20 protein-coding genes and 4 tRNA genes are annotated in these 26,404 nt (G+C 59.1%); 1 reads left to right on the top strand and 23 read right to left on the bottom strand.

The genetic code is table 11. The annotated features are described in order from the left end of the window. Positions 1-396 precede the first annotated feature (396 nt). The 10 genes from adhE to BPSY_RS05080 all read right to left on the bottom strand — a co-directional run bounded on the left by adhE (position 397) and on the right by BPSY_RS05080 (position 12,533). Positions 397-3,144 carry a bifunctional acetaldehyde-CoA/alcohol dehydrogenase gene (gene adhE, locus BPSY_RS05125; protein ID WP_415926594.1) on the bottom strand — a complete coding sequence of 916 codons (2,748 nt, stop codon included), beginning with the start codon at positions 3,142-3,144 and terminating at the stop codon, positions 397-399. Positions 3,145-3,681: 537 nt separating this feature from the next. Continuing rightward, positions 3,682-4,173, bottom strand: coding sequence for a 30S ribosomal protein S9 (gene rpsI, locus BPSY_RS05120; protein ID WP_033494720.1), 492 nt, complete (start codon positions 4,171-4,173; stop codon positions 3,682-3,684). Between the two features lie 20 nt (positions 4,174-4,193). Then, entirely contained in the window at positions 4,194-4,643 is a 450-nt protein-coding gene (gene rplM / locus BPSY_RS05115) for a 50S ribosomal protein L13 (protein ID WP_033494718.1), read from the bottom strand. A gap of 357 nt (positions 4,644-5,000) precedes the next feature. Beyond that, positions 5,001-7,169 carry a 4-alpha-glucanotransferase gene (gene malQ / locus BPSY_RS05110; RefSeq protein ID WP_033495034.1) on the bottom strand — a complete coding sequence of 723 codons (2,169 nt, stop codon included), beginning with the start codon at positions 7,167-7,169 and terminating at the stop codon, positions 5,001-5,003. Between the two features lie 69 nt (positions 7,170-7,238). Beyond that, positions 7,239-7,967 carry an AbrB family transcriptional regulator gene (locus BPSY_RS05105; protein WP_100841132.1) on the bottom strand — a complete coding sequence of 243 codons (729 nt, stop codon included), beginning with the start codon at positions 7,965-7,967 and terminating at the stop codon, positions 7,239-7,241. 78 nt (positions 7,968-8,045) lie between these two features. Further along, a complete protein-coding gene (locus BPSY_RS05100) occupies positions 8,046-8,699 on the bottom strand; it encodes a YigZ family protein (protein ID WP_033495031.1) in 654 nt (217 codons plus the stop codon). 11 nt (positions 8,700-8,710) lie between these two features. Then, a complete protein-coding gene (locus BPSY_RS05095) occupies positions 8,711-9,703 on the bottom strand; it encodes an NAD(P)-dependent oxidoreductase (protein ID WP_033495029.1) in 993 nt (330 codons plus the stop codon). A gap of 213 nt (positions 9,704-9,916) precedes the next feature. Next, positions 9,917-11,266 carry a CapA family protein gene (locus BPSY_RS05090; protein WP_033494713.1) on the bottom strand — a complete coding sequence of 450 codons (1,350 nt, stop codon included), beginning with the start codon at positions 11,264-11,266 and terminating at the stop codon, positions 9,917-9,919. Between the two features lie 302 nt (positions 11,267-11,568). Next, positions 11,569-12,273 (bottom strand): DUF4391 domain-containing protein, encoded by a 705-nt coding sequence (locus tag BPSY_RS05085; RefSeq protein WP_033494711.1) that lies wholly within the window; start codon positions 12,271-12,273, stop codon positions 11,569-11,571. A 173-nt stretch (positions 12,274-12,446) separates the two neighbouring features. Further along, a tRNA-Ser gene (locus tag BPSY_RS05080) sits at positions 12,447-12,533 on the bottom strand. A gap of 235 nt (positions 12,534-12,768) precedes the next feature. On the opposite strand from BPSY_RS05080, the gene dinB reads away from it, so the two are divergent. Next, entirely contained in the window at positions 12,769-14,073 is a 1,305-nt protein-coding gene (gene dinB / locus BPSY_RS05075; RefSeq protein ID WP_033494709.1) for a DNA polymerase IV, read from the top strand. Positions 14,074-14,123: 50 nt separating this feature from the next. On the opposite strand, the gene dapC is transcribed toward dinB, so the two are convergent. The 13 genes from dapC to BPSY_RS05015 all read right to left on the bottom strand — a co-directional run bounded on the left by dapC (position 14,124) and on the right by BPSY_RS05015 (position 26,397). Then, the gene (gene dapC, locus BPSY_RS05070) at positions 14,124-15,269 is read right to left on the bottom strand and encodes a succinyldiaminopimelate transaminase (RefSeq protein ID WP_033494707.1); all 1,146 of its coding nucleotides are present in this window, start codon (positions 15,267-15,269) and stop codon (positions 14,124-14,126) included. Positions 15,270-15,331: 62 nt separating this feature from the next. Further along, positions 15,332-15,658 (bottom strand): ferredoxin, encoded by a 327-nt coding sequence (gene fdxA / locus BPSY_RS05065; protein ID WP_033494705.1) that lies wholly within the window; start codon positions 15,656-15,658, stop codon positions 15,332-15,334. Between the two features lie 66 nt (positions 15,659-15,724). Further along, complete coding sequence (locus tag BPSY_RS05060; protein ID WP_033495027.1) at positions 15,725-17,248, bottom strand: amino acid permease; 1,524 nt, start codon at positions 17,246-17,248, stop codon at positions 15,725-15,727. A 288-nt stretch (positions 17,249-17,536) separates the two neighbouring features. After that, the gene (locus BPSY_RS11005; protein WP_051921729.1) at positions 17,537-18,379 is read right to left on the bottom strand and encodes a hypothetical protein; all 843 of its coding nucleotides are present in this window, start codon (positions 18,377-18,379) and stop codon (positions 17,537-17,539) included. A gap of 145 nt (positions 18,380-18,524) precedes the next feature. Then, positions 18,525-19,730 (bottom strand): FAD-binding protein, encoded by a 1,206-nt coding sequence (locus BPSY_RS05050; protein WP_033494703.1) that lies wholly within the window; start codon positions 19,728-19,730, stop codon positions 18,525-18,527. A 244-nt stretch (positions 19,731-19,974) separates the two neighbouring features. Further along, a complete protein-coding gene (gene rpmG, locus BPSY_RS11395) occupies positions 19,975-20,142 on the bottom strand; it encodes a 50S ribosomal protein L33 (RefSeq protein WP_081884259.1) in 168 nt (55 codons plus the stop codon). Between the two features lie 46 nt (positions 20,143-20,188). Continuing rightward, positions 20,189-20,262: transfer RNA gene (locus BPSY_RS05045), tRNA-Met, on the bottom strand. Between the two features lie 4 nt (positions 20,263-20,266). After that, positions 20,267-20,338: transfer RNA gene (locus BPSY_RS05040), tRNA-Thr, on the bottom strand. Between the two features lies 1 nt (position 20,339). Beyond that, positions 20,340-20,421: transfer RNA gene (locus tag BPSY_RS05035), tRNA-Tyr, on the bottom strand. A gap of 233 nt (positions 20,422-20,654) precedes the next feature. Then, complete coding sequence (gene nrdF / locus BPSY_RS05030) at positions 20,655-21,647, bottom strand: class 1b ribonucleoside-diphosphate reductase subunit beta (RefSeq protein WP_033494701.1); 993 nt, start codon at positions 21,645-21,647, stop codon at positions 20,655-20,657. Between the two features lie 523 nt (positions 21,648-22,170). After that, positions 22,171-24,357 (bottom strand): class 1b ribonucleoside-diphosphate reductase subunit alpha, encoded by a 2,187-nt coding sequence (nrdE, locus tag BPSY_RS05025; protein ID WP_033494699.1) that lies wholly within the window; start codon positions 24,355-24,357, stop codon positions 22,171-22,173. A gap of 143 nt (positions 24,358-24,500) precedes the next feature. Further along, on the bottom strand, positions 24,501-25,019 hold the full coding sequence (gene nrdI, locus BPSY_RS05020) for a class Ib ribonucleoside-diphosphate reductase assembly flavoprotein NrdI (RefSeq protein ID WP_033494697.1): 519 nt from the start codon (positions 25,017-25,019) through the stop codon (positions 24,501-24,503). Between the two features lie 280 nt (positions 25,020-25,299). Further along, positions 25,300-26,397 carry a histidinol-phosphate transaminase gene (locus BPSY_RS05015; RefSeq protein ID WP_033494694.1) on the bottom strand — a complete coding sequence of 366 codons (1,098 nt, stop codon included), beginning with the start codon at positions 26,395-26,397 and terminating at the stop codon, positions 25,300-25,302. Positions 26,398-26,404: the final 7 nt, after the last annotated feature.

Below are 26,404 nucleotides of genomic sequence, written 5' to 3'. Positions count from 1 at the left end.
TCCTAGAGGGCACCGACGCAAGGCGGTTATCCGGGACATATCCCTTAAACCGACCACATCAATGCGCAGCCAAACAAGGAGCACCGGTGGGCGTTCCTTGTGCCACGCTCGCTTTTTTAATTACAAAGTGCGAGCCCAAAACAGGCAACTTCTCTATTAAAGCACACCCGGGGCCTGGAGGAATCCGGGCGTGTCGCCTCGATTCCCTTCTTATCCCGGCCTTTCCTTCGTGTGTGTCCACTCCTATGGGCCACCCCGCAGTGCCCATCATCAAGACGAGACCGCACCCATCGAACACAGATACCGCCATGTGCATACGCGGTACATATACGTGGGCCACGCGCGACGTGAAAATCGCGCGTGGCCCAGCTCTATCTGTTACTCAGATCCGTTCATTCAGTCGCGTTGTGAGGCTTCTTCTGTGGCGTTGGTGCCTTGGCGTTGGACGCGTTTGGTGTGGGCTTGCTGGGGGGTGATGCCGTAGTATGCGGCGATGGCGATGTCCTTCATGTCCTCGATCTGGGGGATGCGGGGGTTGGCGGGCGCGCACTGGTCCTCGTAGGCGCGCATGCCGATCTGGTCCAGGACGCTCCAGTAGTAGTCCTCGTCCACACCGGCGGCCTGGAAGGTGGGGTCCATGCCGAGCCTGTTGTCGCGGTAGTCCTCGACCGCGCCGGCCAGTGCCTCGACGGCGTGTTCGGGGCTGTCGCATGCCAGGCCGAGGTTGCGGGCGATGTCCTGGTAGCGTTCGGCGGCGATGTACTCGCTGTACTTGGGCCAGCTGGTGGGTTCCTCGGGGACCTCGGCGTTGTACCGGATCACGTAGGGCAGCAGGATCGAGTTGGTGCGTCCGTGCGCGATGTGGCACAGGGCGCCGATGGTGTGGGCCATCGCGTGGCACATGCCCAGGAACGCGGAGCCGAAGGCCATGCCGGCCATGGTGGCGGCGTTGTGCATCCGCTCCTGCGCGGCCTTGCGGGTCTCGGGGTCCTCGCTGTTCACGGCGTTGTCGAGGTTGTCCCACACGAGCTTCGCGCCGTGCAGGGCCATCGCGTCGGTGAAGTCGTTGGCGTACACCGAGGCGTAGGCCTCGAAGGTGTGCGTCAGCGCGTCGAAGCCCGCGTCCGAGGCCAGGCGGCGCGGCTGCGTGCGCGCCAGGACCGGGTCCACGATCGCGACCGAGGGGGTGAGCGCGTAGTCGGTGATGGGGTACTTGTACCCGGTCTTGTGGTCGGTGATCACCGCGAAGGGCGTGACCTCGGAGCCGGTGCCCGACGAGGTCGGGATGCACACCAGCTTGGCCTTGGTGCCCAACGGGGGGATCTTGAAGGCGCGCTTGCGGATGTCGAAGAATTTCTCGCGCACGTCGGCGAAGGAGATCTCGGGGTGCTCGTACAGCAGCCACATGATCTTCGCGGCGTCCATCGGGCTGCCGCCGCCGACCGCGATGATGGTGTCCGGTTCGAACTCCTCGCGCATCATCTTCGCGCCGCGCTCGACGGTCTCCACGCTGGGCTCGGGCTCGACGTAGTCGATGATGCGGAAGGTCACCAGCTCGGGGCGGGCCCGCAGCTGGTCGATGACCTTGTCGACGATGCCGAGCTGCTCCATGACCTTGTCGCACACGATCACGGCCTTGCGTATCCCGTACATGTCACGCAGGTAGCGCACCGCGTTCGCTTCGAAATAGGTCTTCGAGGGGATCTTGAACCACTGCATGTTGTTGTTCCTCCGGGCGATGCGCTTGACGTTGATCAGGTTCACGGCCTGCACGTTGCCCGACACCGAGTTGCCGCCGTACGAGCCGCAGCCCAGGGTCAGGGACGGGGCGATCGCGTTGTAGATGTCGCCGATGCCACCCAGCGAGCTGGGCTGGTTCCAGATGATGCGGCACGCGTGCATCCGCAGCCCGTACTCACGCACCAGGGCCTCGTCGTCGGTATGGATCGCGGCGGTGTGCCCCGCCCCGTGCACGAGCATCCGCTCGCACATCACGAAGGCGTCGTCCTTGTCCCTGGCCTCGAGCACGGCCTGCACCGGTGCGAGCTTCTCCATCGTCAGGGGCTCCATCTCGCCGACCTCCCTGCATTCGGCCGCCAGGATCGTGGCGTCCTCGGGAATCGAGAAGCCCGCCTGCTTGGCGATGTACTGCGGGGACTTGCCCGGTACCACCGAGTTCAGCTTCGGTCTGCCGCCCGAATACGCGGTGCAGCCGAACATGTACTCCTCGAGCTTCGCCTTCTCCTCCCCGGACACGAAATACGCCTTGCGTCGCTTCATCTCGGAGACCACCCGCGCGTACACCTCCGTATGCGCGATGATGGCCTGCTCGGTGGCGCAGATCATCCCGTAGTCGAAATGCTTCGACAGGATCAGATCGTTCACCGCACGCCTCACGTTCACGTTCCGGTCCACATACGCCGGCGCGTTGCCCGCGCCCACACCCAGGGCGGGCTTGCCCGAGGAATACGCGGCCTTGACCATGCCCGGACCACCCGTCGCCAGGATCGTGGCGATTCCCGGATGCTTCATCAGCGCGCCCGTCGCCTCGATCGAGGGATGCTCGACCCACTGGATGCAATCCTCCGGCGCCCCCGCCGCGATCGCCGCGTCACGCACCACACGTGCCGCCTCGACCGAACAGCGCTGCGCGAAGGGATGGAAACCGAACACGATCGGGCAACGCGTCTTCAACGCGATCAAGGACTTGAAAATCGCGGTCGAGGTCGGATTCGTCACCGGCGTCACACCCGCGACCACACCCACAGGCTCCGCGATCTCCACGATCCCATTGATGTCATCCTCACCGATCACACCCACCGTGCGCTGCCTGGCCAGATGATTCGTCACATGCTCGCACGCGAAGATGTTCTTCGTGGCCTTATCCTCCACCAAACCACGACCCGTCTCCTCGACCGCCAACCTCGCCAGCACCAGATGCTGATTCAAGGCCGCAATCGAAGCCTTCGCGACTATGCGATCGACCTGTTCCTGATTCAAACGCTCAAACTTGTTGAGAGCAACCAGTCCACGAGAAACCAGCGTATCAACCTCACGCTCGGCATCAGACAGGGCCGGAGCCGCGGCAGTCGCATCAGCTGCGGCCGGCTTATTGACAATTGCGCTTTTCTTGGCTGTAACCACGGGTCCTCCTTGGACGTGCAGAGAGCAAAGGCGTGAATCCATTTCGCGGCATGGCTATGTTGCCTGCATTCGCTGTGGATTCAGCGTCACCAATCTTCAGGCTGAGGCCTGAAGATTGTGACCTGCATCACAATTTAGCGTAGAGGGCGTACGAGAACAATTTCTGTTCACGTGATCCATGTTCTGAGCGTGTCATGTACTCTTGCTTGCTTTTTTGTGGGTTTACTGTTTGGCAATTTGACATTTTTGCTCGTATCCGAACACTGCTTCAAACACTCACGGAAGGCTTGCATCGATGTGCGGACCGTCGGACATCCGACCGGTATGTGGACCGGAAGGTGATGCAACATACGGACCGGCACCACACAACAATCACTCCATAAACGAAAGCCCTCATCTGTACATCCGGTATACAGGGGGGTATGCAAGAGAGCCGAGCGGGCACGACACCAAGGCAACAGGTGGCAACAAAAAAGCCCGAAACCGAAGTTTCGGGCTTTGAGCACCGGCACTGAACAACGGTGCCGAAAAACAGCTTTAGCGCTTTGAGAACTGAGGTGCGCGGCGGGCCTTATGCAAACCGGCCTTCTTGCGCTCGACTGCACGGGCATCACGAGTCAGGAAACCTGACTTCTTGAGTGCCGCGCGGTTCGCGTCACGATCGATCGCGTTCAGCGCACGGGCAACGCCAAGACGAATTGCGCCGGCCTGTCCGGTCGTGCCACCACCATCGACGAGCACCTGCACGTCGAATTTGCCTTCGAGCTTGAGCAGAACGATTGGTGAGTTCACCTCACGCTGCTGCAGGCGGCTGGGGAAGTATTCTTCCAGTGTGCGGCCGTTTACGGTCCACTTGCCTTCACCTGGGGTCAGACGAACGCGTGCGATAGCTTCCTTGCGGCGACCGGTACCATAGCCTGGTGCTATGGCGGAGGTGCCGGTTCCGGCTCCCGCGTTGGTTTCTGAAGTGTAGGAAGTCAGCTCCTCTTCGCCCTCGAGGACTGCGGAGTCATTGCTTTGATCTGCCATGTTGGTATTCTCCTTCGGTCCTACTTGGCCTGCTGTGAGATCTGGGTGATCTCAAATTGGACTGGCTTCTGGGGTGTGTGAGGATGCTCGTCACCCGCGAAAATACGGAGGCGATCCATCTGGACCTTGGCCAGGCGGTTCTTCGGCAGCATACCCTTGACGGCTTCGCGAACGATACGGTCGGGGTTCCTCTGCAGCAGATCACCATAGCTATCGGCGCGGAGTCCACCGGGACGGCCGGAATGCGTGTACAGCTCCTTGCCGAGTTTGTCACCGGTCAGCGCGATTTTACCTGCGTTGATGACGATAACGTGATTACCGGAATCGGCATGTGGCGCGAATGTCGGTTTGTTCTTGCCGCGCAGCAGAGTTGCTACATGGGTGGCCAGACGGCCAAGCACCACATCGGTGGCGTCGACGATATACCAGTCATGTGTCAAATCGGCTGGTTTAGGCGTGAAAGTCTTCACAGTTCAACCTTTTCCTTGCATTGTGTTTCGGGCTTCACACAGACGGATGATCACAACCGTCATGAGAAACCACATTATCCGTGGGCTCCCTGAAAGTCCTATGGGCGAGTGGGAAACGCTTCGAGGACCCCTGAGGGAAACACAACAATCCTCTACTATAACGCTTAGTCGTCTGCTGTCAAAGCCCGACCGTGTCATACCGGTCCGCAGGGACGAAACCCCGATCCTTCGACCGGCACGCAGAGGGCCCGCAGCACCCTGAATGACGATGAAGATCCGGAAGCGCTCGTCCGGACCTCACGCGGATCATCCTTCCGCGTCCTGGATGGTGCCATGCGACTGAGATGACGCTGGGTGTCAGTCTACGGACTGCATGACATGCGAGAGGGATTGGAGACGTGCATTGGCAAAGAGATCTTCCAAATACACAGGTGCCCCATCGGAGTCCGCGAGTGGAATTCGCCAATTCGGGTATTCATTGTTCGTGCCAGGCTGGTTCTGAGCGCGTCTCTCACCTACGCCGTCTGTCAGAGCCGCGGCGAGCAATCTGCATGGCGATGCCTTCAACGCCTTGTACTGCGCCTCGACGATGTGCTGCTCATTGGCGTGTTCATCCTGCAAGCACTTCGGGTCCAGAAAACCACCGTCAACCAGCATCGTCATCATGGCGTCATGTTCCGCCACGGCTGAGGATTTGAACTCCTCCACCGATCCGGTGAGCAGACCCAGCTCCTCGTGCAGAGTCACATGCTCGTAGTTCAGATATCCGGCATCCGGAGGCATGTCATGTGTGTTCACCGATGCCAGCGCGCACTCACGCCACTTGCCCGGCTCGCGGAAACGACCATTGCGTTGTTCGAACCATTCGACCACGCATCCCAGCACCTGGTGTTCGATCAGAGAATCCGCAACATATTCCGGGACCACGCCGAGATCCTCACCGACCACGACTCCGCCGACCCTGCTTGCTTCGATCGCCAGGATGCCAAGCATGATTTCGGCATCGTAATTGACGTAGACACCCTGCATCGCGCTCATGCCGGCCGGTATCCACCACAGCCTGAACAGGCCAAGAATATGGTCGATGCGCAACGCCCCGGCATGGGCGAACATCCCGTGAACCATATTGCGATAGCTCAGATACCCTGTGCGTTCCAACTCAACGGGATTAAGCGGGGGCTGACTCCAATTCTGACCCTGCTGGTTGAAGTAGTCAGGTGGGGCACCGACCGTCACCCCCCTGACATAGCGACTTGGGTTCCACCACACCTCGGCCCCCTGAGGATGCACACCGACTGCCATATCCGACATCACACCGATGCGCATACCCGCTTGTCTGGCTTTATCCTGCGCTGCGTCGAGCTGCTGTGTCGCCACCCATTCAAGCCAGCGATAGAAATCGAGCGTATCCGGATACTGTCTGCGCAGAGCCTTGATCTCCTCGCTGTCCTTATCGAAGCGATTCACCCATGATTCCGGATCGGCGCTCGGCGCACCCCACTTGTCATAGACAAGGCACCATGTCGCATAAGACTCGAGGTCGTCGCCGCATGCTGCGATGTACTCCTCATACTGATGCTGGCGACCGATCGGACGGCCCAGCTTGTATATGATCCACAAAGCGCGCATCTTATATTTCCACATCGCATCCCGGGTGATGCGATCGGCATCCTCGTTCAGCGGCAGACAGGACTCATATGCCGACTGCACCTCGGCCAAGGACTCTTCTCCGAGCAGTGAGTACTCTTCTATATCCTGGGGGCGGATGTAGGTGAAATTGACCAGACGCCTGGAAACCGGGAGATATGGCGAAGGAGTGAGCGGGGAGACGGGTTCGGCGGCGTGCATGGGATTGATCAGGATGAAATCGGCACCCGTACGCCCCTTGGCCTCCACCAGCATTCTGGCAAGATCGGAGAAATCGCCCACGCCCCAGGAAGCCCGGGATCTTATGGAATACAGTTGCGCCATCCAGCCCCAGGGACGTATCTCGGGTTCGCTGATAGACCACGGAACCTCCGCCGGTGCGCAGATCAACGTCGCCGTCTGTGTCCTACCGCCGGACCGGACCTCGATCTGATGGTATCCAACGGGTATATCCTTCGGCAGGATCAGAGCCGCATTGACCACGAACTCGCCATTCAGCGGATACGCTGCGGAACCGTCTCCCTCATCAGGCCCAAGCCGATGCGGATATTCCTCGCCGCTTTCAAGGATGATGCGCCCGTATGGAATCTCCAACATCCTGGTATTGACCAGGACCTTTCCCGTCTTGCCTGCGGTATGGAACACCGTCGGAGCGATCAGGCGATCATGCCTGCGTTCCTCGATACCGTGCAGGGACTTAGCCGCGGCCTCGGTGCTCGACGCATCGATGCCCAGACTGCGAAGCACCGCAATCAGCACCGCATCCTCGGTTTCGTGGTAGTCGTCATTCTGACCGACATAACACGTCGATAATCCCACGGCTTTTGCTAGTCCAATCAGAGGGCGTTGACGCCGCTGATTGCTTTCTGCGCGCTCCATGCCCCCAGTGTATGCCAATTCCGGAAGCTCCGCGCGGACGGGGATGCGGGCGCTCCGCATCATACGGGTTCAGGTCCGCGCGAGGGCTTCCTGCGCGGCTTTCGCCACATCGCCATGCACGTCCTGAGCAAGCGTCCTGAGCATGGTCTGACTGGTATTAGGGTTGAGTGCCACGGCTCTACGCACCATGGCGGCCAGGACAACGGGGGCATCGGCCTCTGTATCCACACCCAGACGTCCCAGTACATCGAGGGTGTCACTGTCGGTCTGATTGCTTTGGGCACCTTCCAGACGCATTTTCCAAGAGGTCTGCGGGTTGATCAGTGCCGCAGCCCGCACCCGGGCGTCATCATCCTTGGTGAGGTTGCCCACCAACCAGTTTTTATCGGACACATTGGCCGCCACGGCACGCCTGACCTCCACCTCCGGATCGTGTGAAAGCTTCACCAGCACATTCGGGAAGGGCATGTGTTCGGCCAGATACACACGATCCTCGATAGGCGTGTGCTGATTGCCGGCGACGGCCTCCAGCAATGCCGTGGCCCTTGAAAATGCTGATTGATCGGAACTATCCGGCAACTGCGCACGAGCCGCATCGCTGAGTTCGGCACTGTCTATGGAATGCCGGAGCCGCTCGTATGAGACGCTCAAGGTCTCCTGAACCACGCTGGTGGCCTTCTCCTGCGGTGCAGGCGCGGCCTTATCTTCCATCTCCTGCCGCTTGGCGTCTATGATGTCCTGTTCCGAATCGACCGTAGGCGCCTGCTCGGTTCCTGTCTGATGCTCGCTATCCGTCATATCAGCCAGCATAATTGGCACCGGCGAAGAAGCCCACTCATTGATGTCTCCACCGCCGCCGGCCACCCCAGGCCTTCGCTACGCCACCCGGGTCGACACGGTCACAGGCATATTGACCTGTCCGCTTTCCCTCAGCACCACCTGCGCATTGAAACTCTGAATCATCCTTTCCTGAAAGGATGTATCCCGGGAGAAAGGGATGGTGGCCTGGACCTCGACATGATCCGAATACTCCAGCACCTTGAAATCGCCCTGATGGTCGGCGACCAGACGTTTGCAGATATCAAGCTGGGGGTATGTGAGAGCGAAGCGGTACTCCCTGCATGGTGTCAGTTCAGCGATCGAGGAGTGTTGCACTGCTGAGGATGCCGCCGAGGAATACGCACGTATCAACCCACCGGAGCCGAGGAGTATCCCGCCGAAATACCTGGTCACCGTAATCACGCAATCAATCAGATCCTGCTGGCGGATGCAGTCCAGAATCGGCTTTCCCGCCGTGCCGGAAGGCTCTCCGTCATCGCTCATCCTCTCGGACTGGATTGCCTCCCGCTCCCCCCACATCGCGGCGTAGGCGATGTGTCTCGCCTTGGGGTGGCGCTCACGCATGGCGGCGACGAAAGCAGCCACCTCCTCTGCGGAACGGATATGGCAACAGTTGCCGATGAATCGCGAGCGCTTCTCTTCCAGTTCGGATTCTGCGGGTGCATCCATCGGGTCGAGAATCGTGAACATCGCGGAGGAACTCACACGACCACGTTATAGCGCTCGCCACGGTAGAATGCACCGATCGCCTCGGCGCATTGGGCGACCACGTTGACGACCGCCTCCTGGGTGAACCATGCGACATGAGGTGTGAGCACCGCGTTCGGAATACTCAGCAGGGGATCATCCGTACGTATCGGCTCTTCATCGAAGACATCCAAGCCCGCGAGCACATCCCCTTCATTAAGCCGTTTCACGAGGGCACCCTCCTCGATGAGCTCGGCTCTGGCCGTATTGACGAACAGGGCACCGGAGTGGAGCTTTGCGAGATGCTCGCCGGTGATCATGCCCTGGGTGTGTTCGTTGAGTCCCAAGTGCAGGCTGAGGACATCGCTGTGCTCGAATACCTCATCAAGCGAAGACGTCCATGAGGCGCCGACGGCCTGCAGCGCGTCATGGTCCTCATGACGCGAGTACACCAGAGTGTGCATGCCCAGACCTTGCGCGATGCGGGCCACCGCTTTGCCGATGCCGCCAAAACCGACCAACCCCAAGGTCTTGCCGCTGAGCTCGAGACCTTCCATCACAACCCAGTTACCATCATGCAGTTCCTGATCGAGATGCCCGGCATGTCTGGCAAGCTCGAACATCAGGGCAACAGTGTGCTCGGCCACGGCATTGTCTCCGTAATGCTCGATGTTGCAGATACGCATGCCGTAATCCTGAGACTTGGCCAGATTGATGTAGTTCGCCACCCCGGTGCCGCCGAAGACCATGCAGCGCACATGCGTGGCGAGTCTGTCCAGCAGATCATCGCTCACGCGGAAGCCGATGACGATAACCGAATCAGCGTCCTTGCAGCGTGACGCGAACACCTCGTCATCATGTACGGTGTCGGTGTACATCCGCACACGGCAGACATCATCGAATTTACGGAATTCCTTACGCAGTGGTTCCACCATCGAGGGCACGCATGATGGAATCACCATCAAGGGCAGATCTTCACGGGTTGATGCAGTTTCAATTACGCTCATGCCCATCAGGGTAATACGTCTGCGCAACATCATGGTGAACGGATCGCGCCCCTTCCCCTGTCACCCTCGGAAGCCGCGCGGTTTCACCTGTTCCTGCCCCCTCTTCGCTTTGCCTTGTTCAGCCGGGCACGAAACTGTGCACTGTACGAATGGACACTGTGGGAACGAACACCGTGCGAACGGGCACATTGAGGGATCGCTCCGCTACCAGCGTCAGGGTGTGGTGATCGTCCATTCCCGAACCACTCCGGGATCCGCTTTCATTGAATAGATGACTTTGGCGATACGTTCCCGTACGGCTTCATCCTGCGTTTGCGACCAGCACACACCATCTGGATGATCGGAGGCTATCGGGCACCATCGGTATGATCCCTGGCGCTCGTTCGCCACCGGAACCCAGTCGATTCTGTTGACTCGCCAGGAATCCGGTTGTCCTTTGCGCCCTGCGAACTGGATTCTCGCGGTGATCCCCTGATTATTGACGACACGGCTTTCGGGTGCGCTAACGGTCACTGCATTGCCCAAGCCATACACGATCCACGTACCGTTGTAATACTCGATCGGCTGCACACAGTGGCATCCGGCACCGTAGATCACGTCAAACGCACCGGTGTCAGCCAATTCATGAGCCTCTGATATCTGCCAGGAATCGGCATAATCCAGATACTCCTGCAGGGAGTGCATGACCATCGCAACCACATCGGCGCCCTGTTCACGTGCCGCCTTTGCCTTGGCCACAGCACGCTGGATATCCATCTGATGCTCCGGCTCACCGGATGCACGCAGACGATCCACCCTCCAGTCTTGATCGGCTACCATGCCGTTGAGCGAGACGGTTCCCGTGACCAATCCGAGTGTTCCACCACCAGTAGGGGAATCGATGACCAAAGGCTTCCGGGAATCCTCCTCATTGAGGTAGGAGCCCGTCTGGGCGATACCATGCGCGGCCAGCTCGTCATGCAGACGCTGGATGCCCGCAACCCCCTGATCCCAGGAATGGTTGGTGGCATGCGTGCATGCCTGGTAACCGACCGCCGAAGCGGCATCCACCACTTCAGGAGGTATAGCGAATACGGGATAGCCGGAGTACGGTCCGCCTCGTTGCGCGATCGGCGTTTCGAATTCGCATACCACGATGTCGGATGCTTTGATGTAAGGCCTCATCCCCGCGAACAGAGGATTGAAATCGAACGCGCTGCCGTCCTTGGCCGCGGTATTCGTCCCGGCGAAATGATTCCACAGATTTGGATGGAACAGCAGATCGCCGTTGACCATCAAGGATATGCAATCGGTATCCGGACAATCCGGTGAGTTGCCGTGGTGCTCTGGAACCGGCTCAGGAACGGGTGAACTGCGGTTCAGAGCCTGAGTGCTCGGAGCCGAAAGCGTGCGCTCCTGCCGCGAGACACCGTCATGATGAGGCAGGAAAGCGACAAGGACTAGGGCAAGCACCAGAATCCCAAAGACCAAGGATCCGAGGACGGCAGGCCATCGGCCGTGGGTGCGGGCCGTCCCCTCCCGCTTGCGGACTGCGTGTTTGCCGGCATGCCTTCGCCTGGTCATATCTGCTCTTGCTCTCTTATCCCCTAGCCTGCACGGCGCCCAGATTCGTCCCCGGGCGCAACAAACTGTGCATTGCCTGACAATCTCCCTGAAAAACAGGCTACAGCATCGCTTGTCATCGGATAGAATTGCACCGGAGCCGGATGGACAATGACGTACCTTCCGAACTCCACACTTCTGTTCCCGTTTCCGCCTCAGTTATCGGCCGAATTCGCGCATCTGCACCGCTGTGCCACCATGCACACGCCGTCCTCATCATCGGTACCCGAATATTGCCGGATGCCGTCGAATCGTGCTGCCGCTCAGTCATCCTGCTCAAGCTGGGCGAGCTGAGTGCGGACTTTATGGAGTTTGGCGTAGATCTCGTTGCGCTGGCTTGGATGCTTCGCACGGGCATGGTCTTTCGTGAGTTTCGCATCTGCCGCCTTCAACTCGGCTATGTTCTCACGTCTGGCTATGCGCAGATCCAGGTTCTCGGGGTTCGTGGAATTCAGAATGGCCTGTGCATTCAGACCTTCCCACAACTGCTCGATGCTGCCGCCGCCGAGTGTCAGCGTGGTGGTCTTCGCCGGCTGCCACTCCCCCACGAAAACGGTGTTGTGCTGTACGTGTCCGGCCCTGCCGGGTCGTGCCCTGCGCACGGCGAGAGCGCATTCCTCAACGCCCTCCTTGGCTCTGACGCAGACGAACAGGATGCCCGAGGGACGCAGCTTGGCGATGTGTTCGAGGGCTTCAAGCGGTATGGTCAGGCCATTGAGAAGCACCCCGATTATCAGCACCTCCTTAAGCCTTCCCTCTGATGGAATGCCCGTGCTCGAGGCATTCAGGACGCCCAGGACCGTGATCTCCGTGATGTCATTGGCAAAACGTTGCTTGAGCCCGGATGAAAGCGGTGCTTTCGCATAGAACATCTGTTTGGGAAGGGCACCTTTGCCTTCGGGCATCGCGGCTTGCACAGGAAGCCCCAGACTCAATGCGGATACCGAAGCACATGCTGCAACTGCCATAGTCCACCTACCTTGTTCGATGATTGCGAGACATCCGCAAGAGGTGACACCATCCTAACCGTTGCGGCTGGGTGAAGTCTGACGGCATGCCGCAGGCGGGATGCCGGTGGATATGATCGGATACGGCGATCCCGGCAGGCGTCATACGCACTGCCGGGATCGTTACTGAACCGCGGAGACGAGGAGATTCGAACTCCTGGACCACTTGCGTGATCAACACCTTAGCAGGGTGCCCCTTTCGGCCACTCAGGCACGTCTCCATTACGCGAACCTTTTCGATGAGCGCAACAGCATAATACATTACCAGCATGCATGGATGGAATCACCCATCGACGCGAAACGGTGCCCGGCTGAGCGTTTGCGGCTTCTTTTCAGCGTGTCGTACGGCATCGGATGCGGTCCGAAACCGGGCATCGCCGAGGCGTATGCGCGGCCCCGGAAGCAGATACGCTCATCGCGCCGTCGCCGTATGGCTCCGGCGCATAGGATAGGGGTATGAGCAACACACCAAGGCTGGCGGCCGCGAAACGCGACTGGGGACATGATGAGAGCGGATGCCACGTGTTGCACATCGATATGGACGCTTTCTACGCGTCGTGTGAGGTCGCAAGGCATCCCGAGCTCCGCGGCAAAGCGGTCATCATAGGCACAGGTACACGCTCGGTGGTGAGTGCTGCCAGCTATGAGGCCCGTCCGTATGGGATCAACTCGGCCATGCCGGTCTCCCGAGCCCGCCGTCTATGCCCGCAAGGTGTCTTCCTTCCTGTGGACATGCACTATTACCGTTCGGTGTCGAGAAGGATATTCAACGAGGTATTCGCTTCGGTGACGGACCGGATCGAGCAGGTCTCGGTCGACGAGGGATATATGGATGTCTCTTCGGCGATGCAACAGTGGTCAGGCCCAAGTGAGATCGGCGCATGGATACGCCGACAGGTCTGGGAGCGTTTCCACGTGACATGCTCGGTAGGCATCGCCGCCAACAAACTGGTGGCGAAGATGGCTTCCACGAACGCCAAGCCTGACGGCATGCTGCTGATCCCGAAATCCATGCACGCCTCATTCGTACAGATCATGCCATTGAGGGGAATTCCCGGCATCGGCCCTTCATTGGAGAGGAAGCTGTCGCAATGGGGCATCACCAGCGTTGCCGATCTCGCCAGACTCGGCGAGGAGGATGTCAACCGCGTCGTCGGGTCGAGCACCCTCGGTCATACCCTCTTCCTCGCCGCCAAAGGGATGGATGAACGCAAACTCAGCACACACACGCAGGAGAAATCCATCGGCGCCGAACGCACATTCGCACAGGACACCACCGACCCGGCAAGGGTTAACGCATTGCTGAGGCAATGCAGTGACGAGGTCGCCTCATCACTGCGCAAACACGCACTGCTCGCACGTACCATCACCGTAAAGCTGCGCTTCGCCGATCTCAGCTACGTCACGAAGGCGCATACGCTTGAACGGCCGATCGATACGGCCAGTCTCATCTATCCTCAGGCGATGGCGCTGTGCAGGCAGATATTCTCATCATCAAAGCATTCTGATTCCGACAGCCCCGGAGCGGAGGACTCCACCGGTGGTAACGCGAATGCGCTCCCACGTGCAGTACGACTCGCAGGTGTCAGCGCCTCAGGGCTGAGCCGCCCTGAGGAGACACCGATCCAACTGACGATAGATGATCTGATGCCCGATGACGTGAATGGCGCACTGGGCTCCAAGCGCCTGTCCGAAGCCGAACGCACCCTCGACATCATCCGCAGTCGTTACGGCAAGAATTCCGTGCATCTGGGACTGTAGAACTTCCCTCGACCCGTGATCCGTAATCCGTCACGTGCGGTGTCATCGTGTCAGGCCCTGTTGGAAGACAACCGTCCGGCCGCCGTCGCAATCGATTCATCCGATGCGGTTGTGGAGAAGCGCAGATACCGGGAGTCACCGTAGAATTCACCGGGACTGGGCACGATACCCAGCTCCGCGAGATGCTGCATATCCTGCCAGCAGTCATCGGACAAGGCCCGAACCCAGATATAGAGCCCGCCCTGTGGCATACGGGCATCGTATCCGTAATCGGACAAAGCCTGTGCCAGAATGTGCAGACGCTTGCGATAACGCTCCACCTGCGCACGCACGCCTTCCACATCCTTCAGACCGGCCGCCATCGCCGCCTGAACGGGTCCTGGAATGATCAGACCTATCTGCTTGCGGTAGCGAAGCATCGCTGCGACCAACTGTGCATCCCCTGCAATCAGGGCAGTGCGATATCCAGCCATATTGGACTGTTTGCTCAAGGAATACAGACACAGCAGCCCCTCGGCGCCACCCTCGCAGACCTCATCGTCGAGTATGCATGGCGTTGCTCCGAGTTGCGAACCCTTGGCGGCACCGCGCCAGTCCATTCGGGCATAGCACTCGTCGGCAAGCACGATGGCACCAATCGAGCGGGCCGCTCGGACGATGGAACGCAATTGCGCGCTTTCCAGCACCTCCCCGGTGGGATTGCTCGGGGAATTGACCCAAACCGCCTTCACATTCGGCTCATGGACCCAGCTCTCGACATCCGAGACCTCATCCACCTTAAGCACCTTGGCTCCCGCAAGCTGCGTCCCGATTTCATAGGTGGGATACGATACCCGTGGCTGGACGATCACATCGCCATCGCCGCAGTGCAGCAGGCTCGCCATCAAAGCAACCGCTTCCTTGGATCCGACCGTCGGGACCACATCGGCAGCGATGCTGGTGAAATCGACACCCCGTTCGTTCTGGAACCAGTGAAGTATCGCCTCACGAAGATCTCTGCTACCAGCCGTTGCGGGGTATCCGTGTGCGTTGCTTTCCGTGGATGCCTCGCTGAGGGCAAGCCGTACCGAATCCGGCACCGGATCTATCGGGGAGCCGACGGAAAAGTCCAACACACCCCCATGCTGCGTGGCGATATCCCTGTAACGCTGGACTCGTGACCAGTCATAGCCGGTATTGAAACTCGAAAAACCCACGGTGTCGTCCTGTTCTCATCACATGACGTGTCGTCTCGCGCACGCAGACCAATAACCCTGATTCAGGATGCCACATTCTGAGGAGGCAGTGCGGCCACCCGGGCTGGATCGTGATCGATGGGACCGGCCGCCGCCGCTCCGCCCAAATCACCCACCTCATTGAAGTATTCAACGGCCGCATCCGTGTACCAAGCCCAATCCTGCGGCACATCATCCTCATAGAAGATGGCTTCAGTGGGGCATACCGGTTCGCATGCGCCGCAGTCAACGCATTCCGTCGGATTGATGTAGAGGGAGCGGGGGCCTTCATAGATGCAATCCACCGGGCACTCATCCACGCATGCCCTGTCCTTGACATCCACGCAGGGTTGTGCGATGACGTATGGCATAACAACCTCCCTTGAGTCGTTGCTTGCAAATCCAATCGAATTCAGCGTACAGCCTACTTGAGACGCTCAGGCACGTCCCTGTGAGGGAGGCAGGCTGCCGCCACCTTCCAGAAGCTCATCACGACCCAGGCGGGAATGCCGGTATGAATACCCGAAATACAGGACGAAACCGATGGCGAGCCAAACCACGAAACGCACCCAGGTCAGCACCGTCAGATTCAACATCAGCCACAGGCAGGCAATCGCAATGAAAATCGGAATCCAAGGATTGCCCGGCATTTTGAATGAACGGTGCAGATCAGGGCGCTTGCGTCGCATGATCGGGATTGAAATCGCCACCAGCGTGAACGCCGAGAGTGTACCGATATTGACCATGTCGGAGAGCACGTCGACGTTGAAGCATGCCGCGACGATGGCCACGACGATGCCACCCATGATCTGTATTCTCGCGGGGGTTCCGTGCGATCCCGTCGTCGACAGGCTTCTGGGGAGCAGACCATCACGGCTCATCGCGAAGATGATGCGGGTCAGGCCGAGCAGCAGTACCATCACCACGGTGGTCAGACCGACGACGATGCCGAAGGAAATGATCTTTGCGGCCCATGTGGCTCCGACAAGCTCGAAACCCGTCGCGAGGGAGGGGCTGTCCGCTTTGGCCAGATCCTTGTAGGAAACCATGCCCGTGGTCACAACGGCGACGAGAATGTACATCACCGTGACCAGACACATGCCGATGAAGATGCCGCGAGGAACGGTGCGATGCGGATCCTTGGCCTCTTCGGAGGCTGTAGCGACCACGTCAAATCCGATGAAGGCGAAGAACACCAGGGCCGCGCCGGACAGGATGCCCGGAATGCCGTAGATGCTCGGCGCCATACCCGTGACCCACTGCCATAGGGGCTCACCGAAGACACCGGAGACGTCGCCGTTGGACGAAGCCGCCGCAGGCTGGGAAGGCGGTATGAAAGGCTGATAATTCGATGCCTTGACATAGAAGAAACCGACGATGATCACGAAGAAGACAATGCCGATCTTCAGAATCGTCAAGGCCCCATCCACCCTTGCGGAGAGTTTGGTGCCCAGCACCAGCAACACGGTGAAGAAGGTCACGATGATGACCGGCGCGATGTCGATGTGGAAGGAGCCGATAACCATATTCGTGTTGAACTCTATCCCCACCAGGTGCATCAGATCATTCAGATACACCCCCCAATATTTGGAGATCACCGAACTGGCCATCAGCATTTCAAGGATCAGATCCCAGCCGATGATCCAGGCGATGATCTCGCCGACCGTGGTGTAGGTGAAGGTGTACGCGGAACCGGCCACGGGAATCATCGAAGCGAATTCCGCATAGCACATCACCGCAGCGCCACAGACCACACCGGCGATGACGAAGCTGAGGATGACGGCGGGGCCGGCGTGGAAAGCCGCGGCCTGAGCACCTACCGAGAAGATCCCCGCCCCCACCGCGACCGCGACCCCCATGACCGCCATATCCCAAGCGTTCAGCGTACGCTTCAGTTTCCTGCCGGATTCCCCGGTTTCAGCCAGAGTCTGCTCCACAGATTTGGTCCTGAATATTTGCATGTTTCCCCCTGCACCGAGCTCACATCCTGTGCGCGGGGGTGCCTGGGAGGTGCGAGGGAACAGCGTCTTGGAACCCTTGGCCACCTCATGAAACCGAGCTGCGCAATCGTGAATTCCAGCCAGGTCGGTGCCACGCTGATCACCACGAATGTATTAACAGCACTCCAGTCTAATACGCATGCTTACGGTAGCGTGGCGCAGCAATCGCAGACATACGAAAGCGTCTGTGGTGCGCTGACACTCCACCTTGCGCACCACAGACGCCTGTTCCAATCACTGCCGCCCTGATCAGACCGTTCCATTGAGATCCGACTGCGATGAACTCGACGAATCACTGCCCGAGGTGCCGCTGCCGCTGTCACTGCCCGTTCCGCTGCCACTCTGACCGTTCGACTGCCCGTAGCCGTTTCCTCCACCCATCTGCGGCATGCCGTTCTGGGTCGATACCGACGTGTCATTGCCGGAGACAGCGCCTGCGATCAGGCCGCCCGCGAGCCCTCCAACCAGTCCACAGAGCAGTGCCATCACTGCAATCGCACCGATGATCGAAAGTTTGATGCCCTGCCACGTGCGAGCCGGGCGCGAGGCACTGGCGGGATGTGCCGGACGCTGCTCCTGCGCATTCCAATTCGCAGGCTGTCCCCACTGCCCCTGCTTCTGCTGTTGCTGGTTCGGATATGCGCCGGGAGCAGTCTGCGCATACTGGGCTTCACGGTTGGCATCGGCATAATCGCCTTGCGGCTGGGCGACCGTGACTCTGGGGCCCGACGGCTTATCATAACCGCGCTGGGCGAAAGGCTGCGAGGAGTTGCGCTGCTGTTGGCCGGCCCCGGCGGCTGGAGCGGTTGCCTGGTTCCGGCCGTATGGTGAAGCCTGTCCGTTGGCCCCCACAGGCTGTGGGCTCGGGCGGTTGGAGCTCTGAGCTGCCTGCTGTGAGGAGGCCGAGGTGCGTGCGGAGGCCTGTACAGGTGACTGCACCGAGGTCTGGGCATCGTGTGCCATGGTGGCCTGTTGATCCTGCGCTGAAGCCTCACGTGCGGGCGTCGTCTGCTGTGTTCGGTATGCCGTGTTTCGTCGCTCGTCGGATTCGGACGTTGCGTTGAATGGGTTGGTGTGTTGCGAGTCGCTCATTCTAGGTCCTTTCATCGGAATAGAACCTATTGAAGTGCCCCCACCATGCCATAGCCTGCAACCTGTCTGCGCGGGGGCATGAATCTTGCATGGCATATTGATGGTGAATGCTGAATAATCCCTGAGACGGCGTCGGCGAGCGCGATCAGAAGGTGTAATCGCCGATCAGAACAGGCTCGGGCACGAGTACGATACCGAATCTGCTCCGCACCCCGTCGCGGATTGTGCGTGCCAGCTCAAGTATCTCAGCCGCGCGGGCGTCCCCGCGATTGGTCAAGGCCAGGGTATGCACGGTGGAAAGCGAGGCCGCGGCCCTGTCACTCAACGCATAGCCCTTATGGAAGCCCGCCTGGTCGATCAGCCACGCCGCCGAGGTTTTGACGCCTTTGCCTCCGTCGGCAAGACGCGCTTCGAATCGGGGGGCGTTCTCCGGCAACGATGAAGCGCTTATCGGGTCGATGATGGGATTCATGAAGAAACTGCCGCAGCTGAAACGATTCCTGTCCCAGCCGTCCGCATCGAGAGTCCGGCGAAGCGCATGCAAGGAGGCTTCGATATTCTCCTCGCGGCGCATGCCCTTCATCCAATCACCGTCATATCGGTGCGGATCTTCGAGCATCCCCTTGGATGCCCTGACCTCAAGGACCTGCTGTCTGATCAGATGGGTCGGCACGCGTGCCCCGACCTCCACCTGGAGCGCATGTGCCAGTTGGCTGAAGGAAACGGTGCCGACATCACTATGCCGTAATGCGAAACTCACCGATAGCACCACGTAGCGTGGCGTGGGAAAGTAGCGCGAGACAGGACCCGACGCATCGTACATACTGCGTTTCAAAGCCGAAGTGCGGTAGCCGAAGCCGAGCTCATCCGGACCGAGCTCCAGAACCACCTTCTTCTCACGGTCCCATACCTCGACGCTGGACACGGTTGATGAGACCTCCTGCCCATACGCGCCGATGTTCTGCACCACCGACGCTCCTACGGTGCCGGGAATACCGGAAAGCCCCTCGATCCCCTCCAGACCGATGGTGACGCTGAACTCAACCAGATCATCCCAGTTGGCACCTGCACTGGCTGCGATATGCACGGTGGTGTCCCCGCCTTCGACGGGAGCAGCCTCATCGAGCACCATGATGTCGCGTCTGGCATCGCGCACGACCACGCCCATGAAATCCTCATCGGCGACCAGCATATTCGACCCGCCGCCGATCACACACAACGGCAAGCCCTTGCTATCGGCATCCTCAACCGACTCGATCACGCCGACGCGACTATCGGGTTGTTCAAAACGTGCGATCCGGCCTCCCACGCCAATCGTCGTCAGCTGTGCGAATGAAGGTGAGATAGTCATGCGCTACAGCTTAACGCGAATATCCTCGGCGACACAGTCGGGAAGGCAGGCTCAACAGCGGGCGACGCGACGCACGACGCCGCAAGTCATACGGTATGCAAGGCATCGGCGCACCGATCCTTCGGATGCCCGTCCGATCAGTTCCAAGACTGCGGCAACTCCCCTGGTGCCGACGGCTCGAAGTACGGGCAGATACGCAACAACCCGGCCTAGGCCGGGTTGTTCGTGTTTGCGTGTAGGCGTTTCAGCGAGTTTCGCGGTGAACGGTCTGCTTGCCACAACGTGGGCAGAACTTGTTGAGCTCAAGACGGTCCGGAGTGTTACGACGGTTCTTCGTCGTGATGTAATTGCGTTCTTTGCACTCGGTGCACGCCAGCGTTACGCCTGGACGAATATCTGCGGCCTTTGCCATGGTTCACCTCTGTAGTCATTACTCACCGACTCTTTGCCGATGATTGTAGCGAGGGAGAGACTCGAACTCTCGACCTTACGATTATGAGTCGTACGCTCTAGCCAGCTGAGCTACCCCGCCATAGAGCCTCGAGTGAGAATCGGACTCACGACCTCTTCCTTACCAAGGAAGTGCTCTACCACTGAGCTATCGAGGCGTGGCGGATAGTGGATTCGAACCACTGAAGCATTACGCGGCTGATTTACAGTCAGCTCCCTTTGACCGCTTGGGAAATCCGCCATGCCGCATCCGACCTAAGCCAAAAACGGCAACTTCGTTATATTGCCACGCTTTCATATATTCCGCAAGTCGTGGACTCGCCGTGTCGCGGCAATTCGCGTGGACCGATCCCCAAACGGACATATGCCCGCGCGAACACGACGCATCCGGAAGCCATGCGGCGGGGAATCAACTGCCGTATGAGCGAGGCGCAGAGCCGTCTCGCTCATACGGCGCGGCTGGCACTGCCCGGATCAGAAGTCCCAGTCGTCGTCGTCGGTTTCGACGGCTTTGCCCATCACATAGCTGGAACCCGAACCGGAGAAGAAGTCATGGTTCTCATCGGCGTTCGGGCTGAGCGAGGCGATGATCGCAGGATTCACATCCGTGGTGTCGGACGGGAACAGCGCGGGATAACCGAGGTTCATCAGGGCCTTGTTGCCGTTGTAACGCAGGAACTTCTCGACATCCTCGACCAGACCGACGCCTTCATACAGGCTGCGCGTGTAGTCCACCTCATTGTCGTAGAGGTCGTTGAGCAGCTCGTATGTGTAATCGCTCATCACCTGGCGCTCAGAATCGGAAACCTTCTCCAGACCCTTCTGATACTTGTACCCGATGTAATAGCCGTGAACAGCCTCATCACGAATGATCAGGCGGATCACATCGGCGGTGTTCGTCAGCTTCGCATGGCTGGAGAAATACATCGGCAGATAGAAGCCCGAATAGAACAGGAACGACTCCAGCAGCGTGGAGGCGACCTTGCGTTTCAGGGGGTTGTCGCCCTCGTAGTAGTCGAGCACGATCTGCGCCTTCTTCTGGAGGAACTCATTCTCCTCGCTCCAAGCGAAAGCACCGTCGATCTCCTTGGTCGATGCCAGCGTGGAGAAGATCGAGGAATACGACTTCGCATGCACCGACTCCATGAAGGAGATATTCGTGTATACGGCCTCTTCATGCGGCGTCAAGGCATCAGGAATCAGGGAGACCGCCCCTACGGTGCCCTGAATCGTGTCGAGCAGCGTCAGACCCGTGAAGACGCGCATGGTCAGGGTGTGCTCCTCATCGCTCAGCTTCTGCCAGCTGGGAATGTCATTGCTTACGGGCACCTTCTCAGGAAGCCAGAAATTGCCCGTAAGCCGATCCCAGACCTCAAGGTCCTTCTCGTCCTCCAAACGATTCCAATTGATCGCCGAAACACGATCGATCAGCTTCAATGGTTGTCTTGGCACAGAAACAGGTACCATGGTCTTCCTTTCATACTCTGTGCATCCGGCGCATCACCCAACGATGCGCTCGGAATGCCTCTTCCATACGTCCATACGGATACATAACTGCTTCAAACGTACAACAGAAACACGAAGAATCCGTTCCCAAATCGTCTTTGTGAAGCAGCCAACTCTTATGTCTACCGGTCAGCGACATCCGGTATTTCCGGGCATCACATACGATGCCAAGGCAAGCCCCCGGGAGTTGCCTCGTCGATTTCCCGAAGATGCGTGGGGATGATCGACAGTGCTGAAGGGGGGATGCGAAGCGGGGATCCGTGGGATCCCCGTGTGGCGAGCATCCTTTGCCATCGACAAGCGGTCACCTTCGTGGCTTTGGCAGCCGCTCACTGTAGCTACGCACAGCACCTTGGACCACTTGGGAAAACACAGAAAGTTGCGTTTTGTGGGAGCCTCGTGTGGCGATCGCTTTGCGATCCTTCGCGGCTTTGGCAGCCGCTCACTGTAGCTACGCACAGCCCACTGGGCTGTGCGTTTGACGCTACAGCATGCAGCTTACGCAGCCTTCCACTTCGGTGCCTTCCAATGCCTGCTGGCGGATGCGGATGTAGTAGAGGGTTTTGATGCCCTTGCGCCATGCGTAGATCTGGGCCTTGTTCAGGTCGCGGGTGGTCGCCGTCGAGGGGAAGAACAAGGTCAGGGACAGGCCCTGATCCACATGCTGGGTGGCTTCGGCGTAAGTGTCCACGATCTTCTGCCAGCCGATTTCGTAGGCATCCTCGAAGTATTCGAGATTCTCGTTCGTCATATACGGCGCCGGGTAGTACACACGTCCCAGCTTGCCTTCCTTGCGGATTTCGATCTTGGATGCGATCGGATGGATCGAGCTCGTGGAATGGTTGATGTAGCTGATCGAGCCGGTCGGAGGAACAGCCTGCAGGTTCTGGTTGTAGATGCCGTCCTTCAGAATCTCGTCACGCAGCTCCTCCCAATCCTGGACGGTTGGAATATGGATGCCCTTGGCCGCGAACAGCTCGCGTACGCGCTCGGTTTTCGGTTCCAGCGACCTGCTTCCATCAGTGTATTTGTCGAAGTAGTTGCCCTGCCCCGCCGGCTTCGCATAATCGGATGTCGGGAAGCTGCCGAAAGCCTTGCCGCGCTCGACGGCCAGGCTATGGGAAGCCTTGTATGCGTGATAGGCCACCGTCATGAAGTACATATCGGTGAAGTCAAGACCCTCGGGCGAACCGTAATGGATGCTTTCCCTGGCCAGGAAACCATGCAGATTCATCTGCCCCAGGCCGATCGCGTGGCCTTCCTCATTGCCTCGGCGGATAGAAGGCACCGCATCGATGCTCGTGTGTTCGGCCACCGAGGTGAGTGCGCGGATGGCGGTCTCGACCGTATCCCCGAGCCCTCCGTCAACGGCCTTGGCGATGTTCAGAGAGCCAAGATTGCAGGAGATATCACGCCCGACATGGTCGTAGCTCAGATCAGCGTTATAGGTGCTCGGCTCCTGGACCTGCAGGATCTCGGAGCACAGGTTGCTCATCGTGATGCGTCCGTCTATAGGATTGGCCTTGTTCACGGTGTCCTCAAAGAGGATGTATGGATAGCCGGACTCGAACTGGATCTCAGCGATGGTCATGAAGAACTCGCGGGCATCGATATAGGTCTTGCGGATGCGATCGTCCGCGACCATGCGGTCGTAGTTCTCGGAAATCGGAATATCGGAGAAGGGCTTGCCGTACACGCGCTCCACATCATACGGGCTGAAGAGAGCCATGGGCTTACGCTGCTTCGCCAGTTCGAAGGTGATGTCCGGGATCACCACACCCAGCGAGAGCGACTTGATGCGGATCTTCTCGTCGGCGTTCTCACGCTTGGTGTCGAGGAATCGCATCACATCGGGATGATGGGCGGAAATATAGACGGCGCCTGCACCCTGGCGCGCCCCGAGCTGATTCGCGTAGGAGAACGAATCCTCAAGCAGCTTCATCACGGGAATCACGCCGGAGGACTGGTTCTCTATATGCTTGATCGGAGCACCCAGCTCACGCAGGTTGCTCAGCAGCAGGGCAACACCGCCTCCGCGCTTGGAGAGTTGGAGTGCCGCGTTGATGCTTCGGGAGATGGACTCCATATTGTCTTCGAGTCGCACCAGGAAGCAGCTGACGGGCTCACCGCGCTGCGCCTTGCCCAGGTTCAGGAATGTCGGGGTCGCGGGTTGGAAGCTTCCCGAGATGATCTCATCCGCATACTTGACCGCCATATCCTCATCGCCGGCGGCAAGCTCAAGGGCCACAGCGACGCTGCGCTGCGGGAAGTCCTCAAGATACTCCTTGCCATCGAAGGACTTCAAGGCATAGGAGGAATAGAATTTGAAGGCACCGAGGAAGGTGTCGAACTCGAAGTTCAATGACTCGGCATGCGCGTAGATGCCATCGAGGAACTCGGCGGAATATTGTCCGAAGACGTCGGGGTTGTAATACTGGTTATCCACCAGGTAGGCGATCCGCTCGGCGGTTGAAGCGAATGTCTTCGTATGCTGCTTCACATGGCCGTGCACATACTCACGCTCGGCGGCCTGATCCTTATCGAACTGGATTCGGCCATCCTCGTCGTAGAGGTTGAGCATCGCGTTCAGCGAGTGATAATCATGGGAGGGATCGTAGGTCTCTTCCCCCGTGTTATCCAGGCTTAACGCCGTGTTGTCAATTGCAGTCATCTGCGTTCCCTTCTTGCTTGCCTCACTGAATCGTTGGCTAAGCGCTTGTACTTCACAGGTATTGGGCGGTGCGGTCTGAGACACCGGAGAGGCCTCGGGACCCACCCCCTGCATTGCCGGTTCGGTATTCGGTACCGTCTCCCCTATGCGAGGCCTGTCGTCTCGGCATCGCGCGCCTCCGGATTGTTCCGGAAGAAATCACGCACACCGTTTCTGACTTTGGTCTCATCCTCCTTCGTTCCCATCAATTCGAAGTAATACAGGAACGGCACCTTACATTTGCGTGCGACGATATCGCCCGCCATGCAGAAGGCCTCACCGAAGTTCGTGTTACCCGAGGCTATGACACCGCGAATGCCGGCACGATTGTCAGGATTGTTCAGGAAGGTCCTGACCTGAACCGGAACGGCCTTCTTGGCGTTGCCCCCGCCATATGTGGGCACCATCAGTACATACGGTTCATCCACATGCAGCTCTTCCTGCGAGCGTCTGAGCGGTATGCGATACACATCGATACCCTCATCCTGCAGTCGGCAATTCGCAACGAACCTGGCCGTGTTCTCCGATGCCGATGAGAAGTAGACGATTGCACCGATCTTCTCGCCTACTGCCGCGTGCTCTGGAACACTCCGCTGAAGCTGCGCTGTCGCGACCTCACTCATAATTCCCACCTCAACCCTTCATGTGAATGCAGAAACCACTATATCTAGTTTGCGATGTGAATATACGAACTATATCTAGTGTTTTATGTGGTCAATATCACATTAGCGCATCCGGCATGAATATCGGCAATTCGGCACCGTGGCAATCCTCCGAATCGCGCCCGCCCCTGGAAACACTTGCCTTCACAGGCGTGACAACAGGGTGCCACGCCTCATGCGCAGTCGGCCTCTGACGCACCGTCGAACGCGCTTCCAGACAATCATCGCACGGCGCGGGCGATCAGACCGAAAGGGCTTCCGGGTATGCAATCGAATGGATTCTGGCGCACACATCAATGACCAGGTCGTTGGCTTCACGCTCACCGATGGTGATGCGTATGCCTTCGCCGGAAAACACACGGACGGCAAGCCCGGCATCCTCGAAGTAGCGCGCGATACGGTCGGTGCGTCCATCCAAAGGAAGCCAGAAGAAGTTCGCATTCGGCTCCGGGATGACCCACCCCTGCTCCCGCAGACGGGACACCACACGATTGCGCTCCGCGATCAGGGTGTTGACACGATCCGCGAGTTCATCGTAGGCATCGAGGCTGGCAACGGCCGCCGCCTGGGCCGCGGCCGAAACACCGAAGGGCAAGGCGACCTTGCGCATGCCGTCGATCACATCCTCCGGTCCGATCGCATAGCCGATTCTCAGACCGGCCAGCCCGTAGGCCTTGGAGAAGGTCTGCGCCACAACCACATTCGGGTATTCACGGAACATATCCATGCCGACGCAGGTGCAGGCATCGGTGTTGAACTGCACATAGGCCTCGTCGATCAGGACGAGCACATCCTTGGGCACGGAGTCAAGAAGACGGCGCACCTCGCCATCGCTGACCGAAGTGGAGGTGGGGTTATTCGGATTGTTCACGATCACCAGACGCGTGTGCTCATTCACCGCCGCGATCATGGCATCGATATCGTGAGAACCCCCGGCTGTCAGCGGCACCTGGATGCTTGTGGCACCGGCGGTGGTGACGATGATGGGGTAGGCCTCGAAACTCCGCCAGGGATACACGACCTCGTCGCCTTTGCCCGCAACCAGGTTGACCAGCTGGGTGATGACCTCGGTCGATCCGCAACCGAGCTGGATGTTCTCGACCTTCACACCGGTCTCATCAGCGAGGCGCTCCACAACGGACCATCCGCGCATATCGGGGTAACGATTGATGACACCGAGCGCCTGGTCGGCAATGGCGGCTTTGACGCTGGGCAGGGGGTTGAAAGGATTTTCGTTGCTGGATATCTTGAAGCTACGGCGCCCCTCGACCCTGGGTGCGGGTTTGCCTTGTTTGTATGAGGGAAGGGTGTCGATTTCCTGACGGTGTCTGAATGCCATGCCTCTA

The organism is Bifidobacterium psychraerophilum, assembly GCF_000741705.1.
In the GTDB taxonomy this organism is placed as follows: Bacteria; Actinomycetota; Actinomycetes; order Actinomycetales; family Bifidobacteriaceae; genus Bombiscardovia; species Bombiscardovia psychraerophila.
The sequence above is the reverse complement of the archived record's forward strand: the minus strand, read 5'-3'. Positions and strand labels throughout refer to the sequence as shown.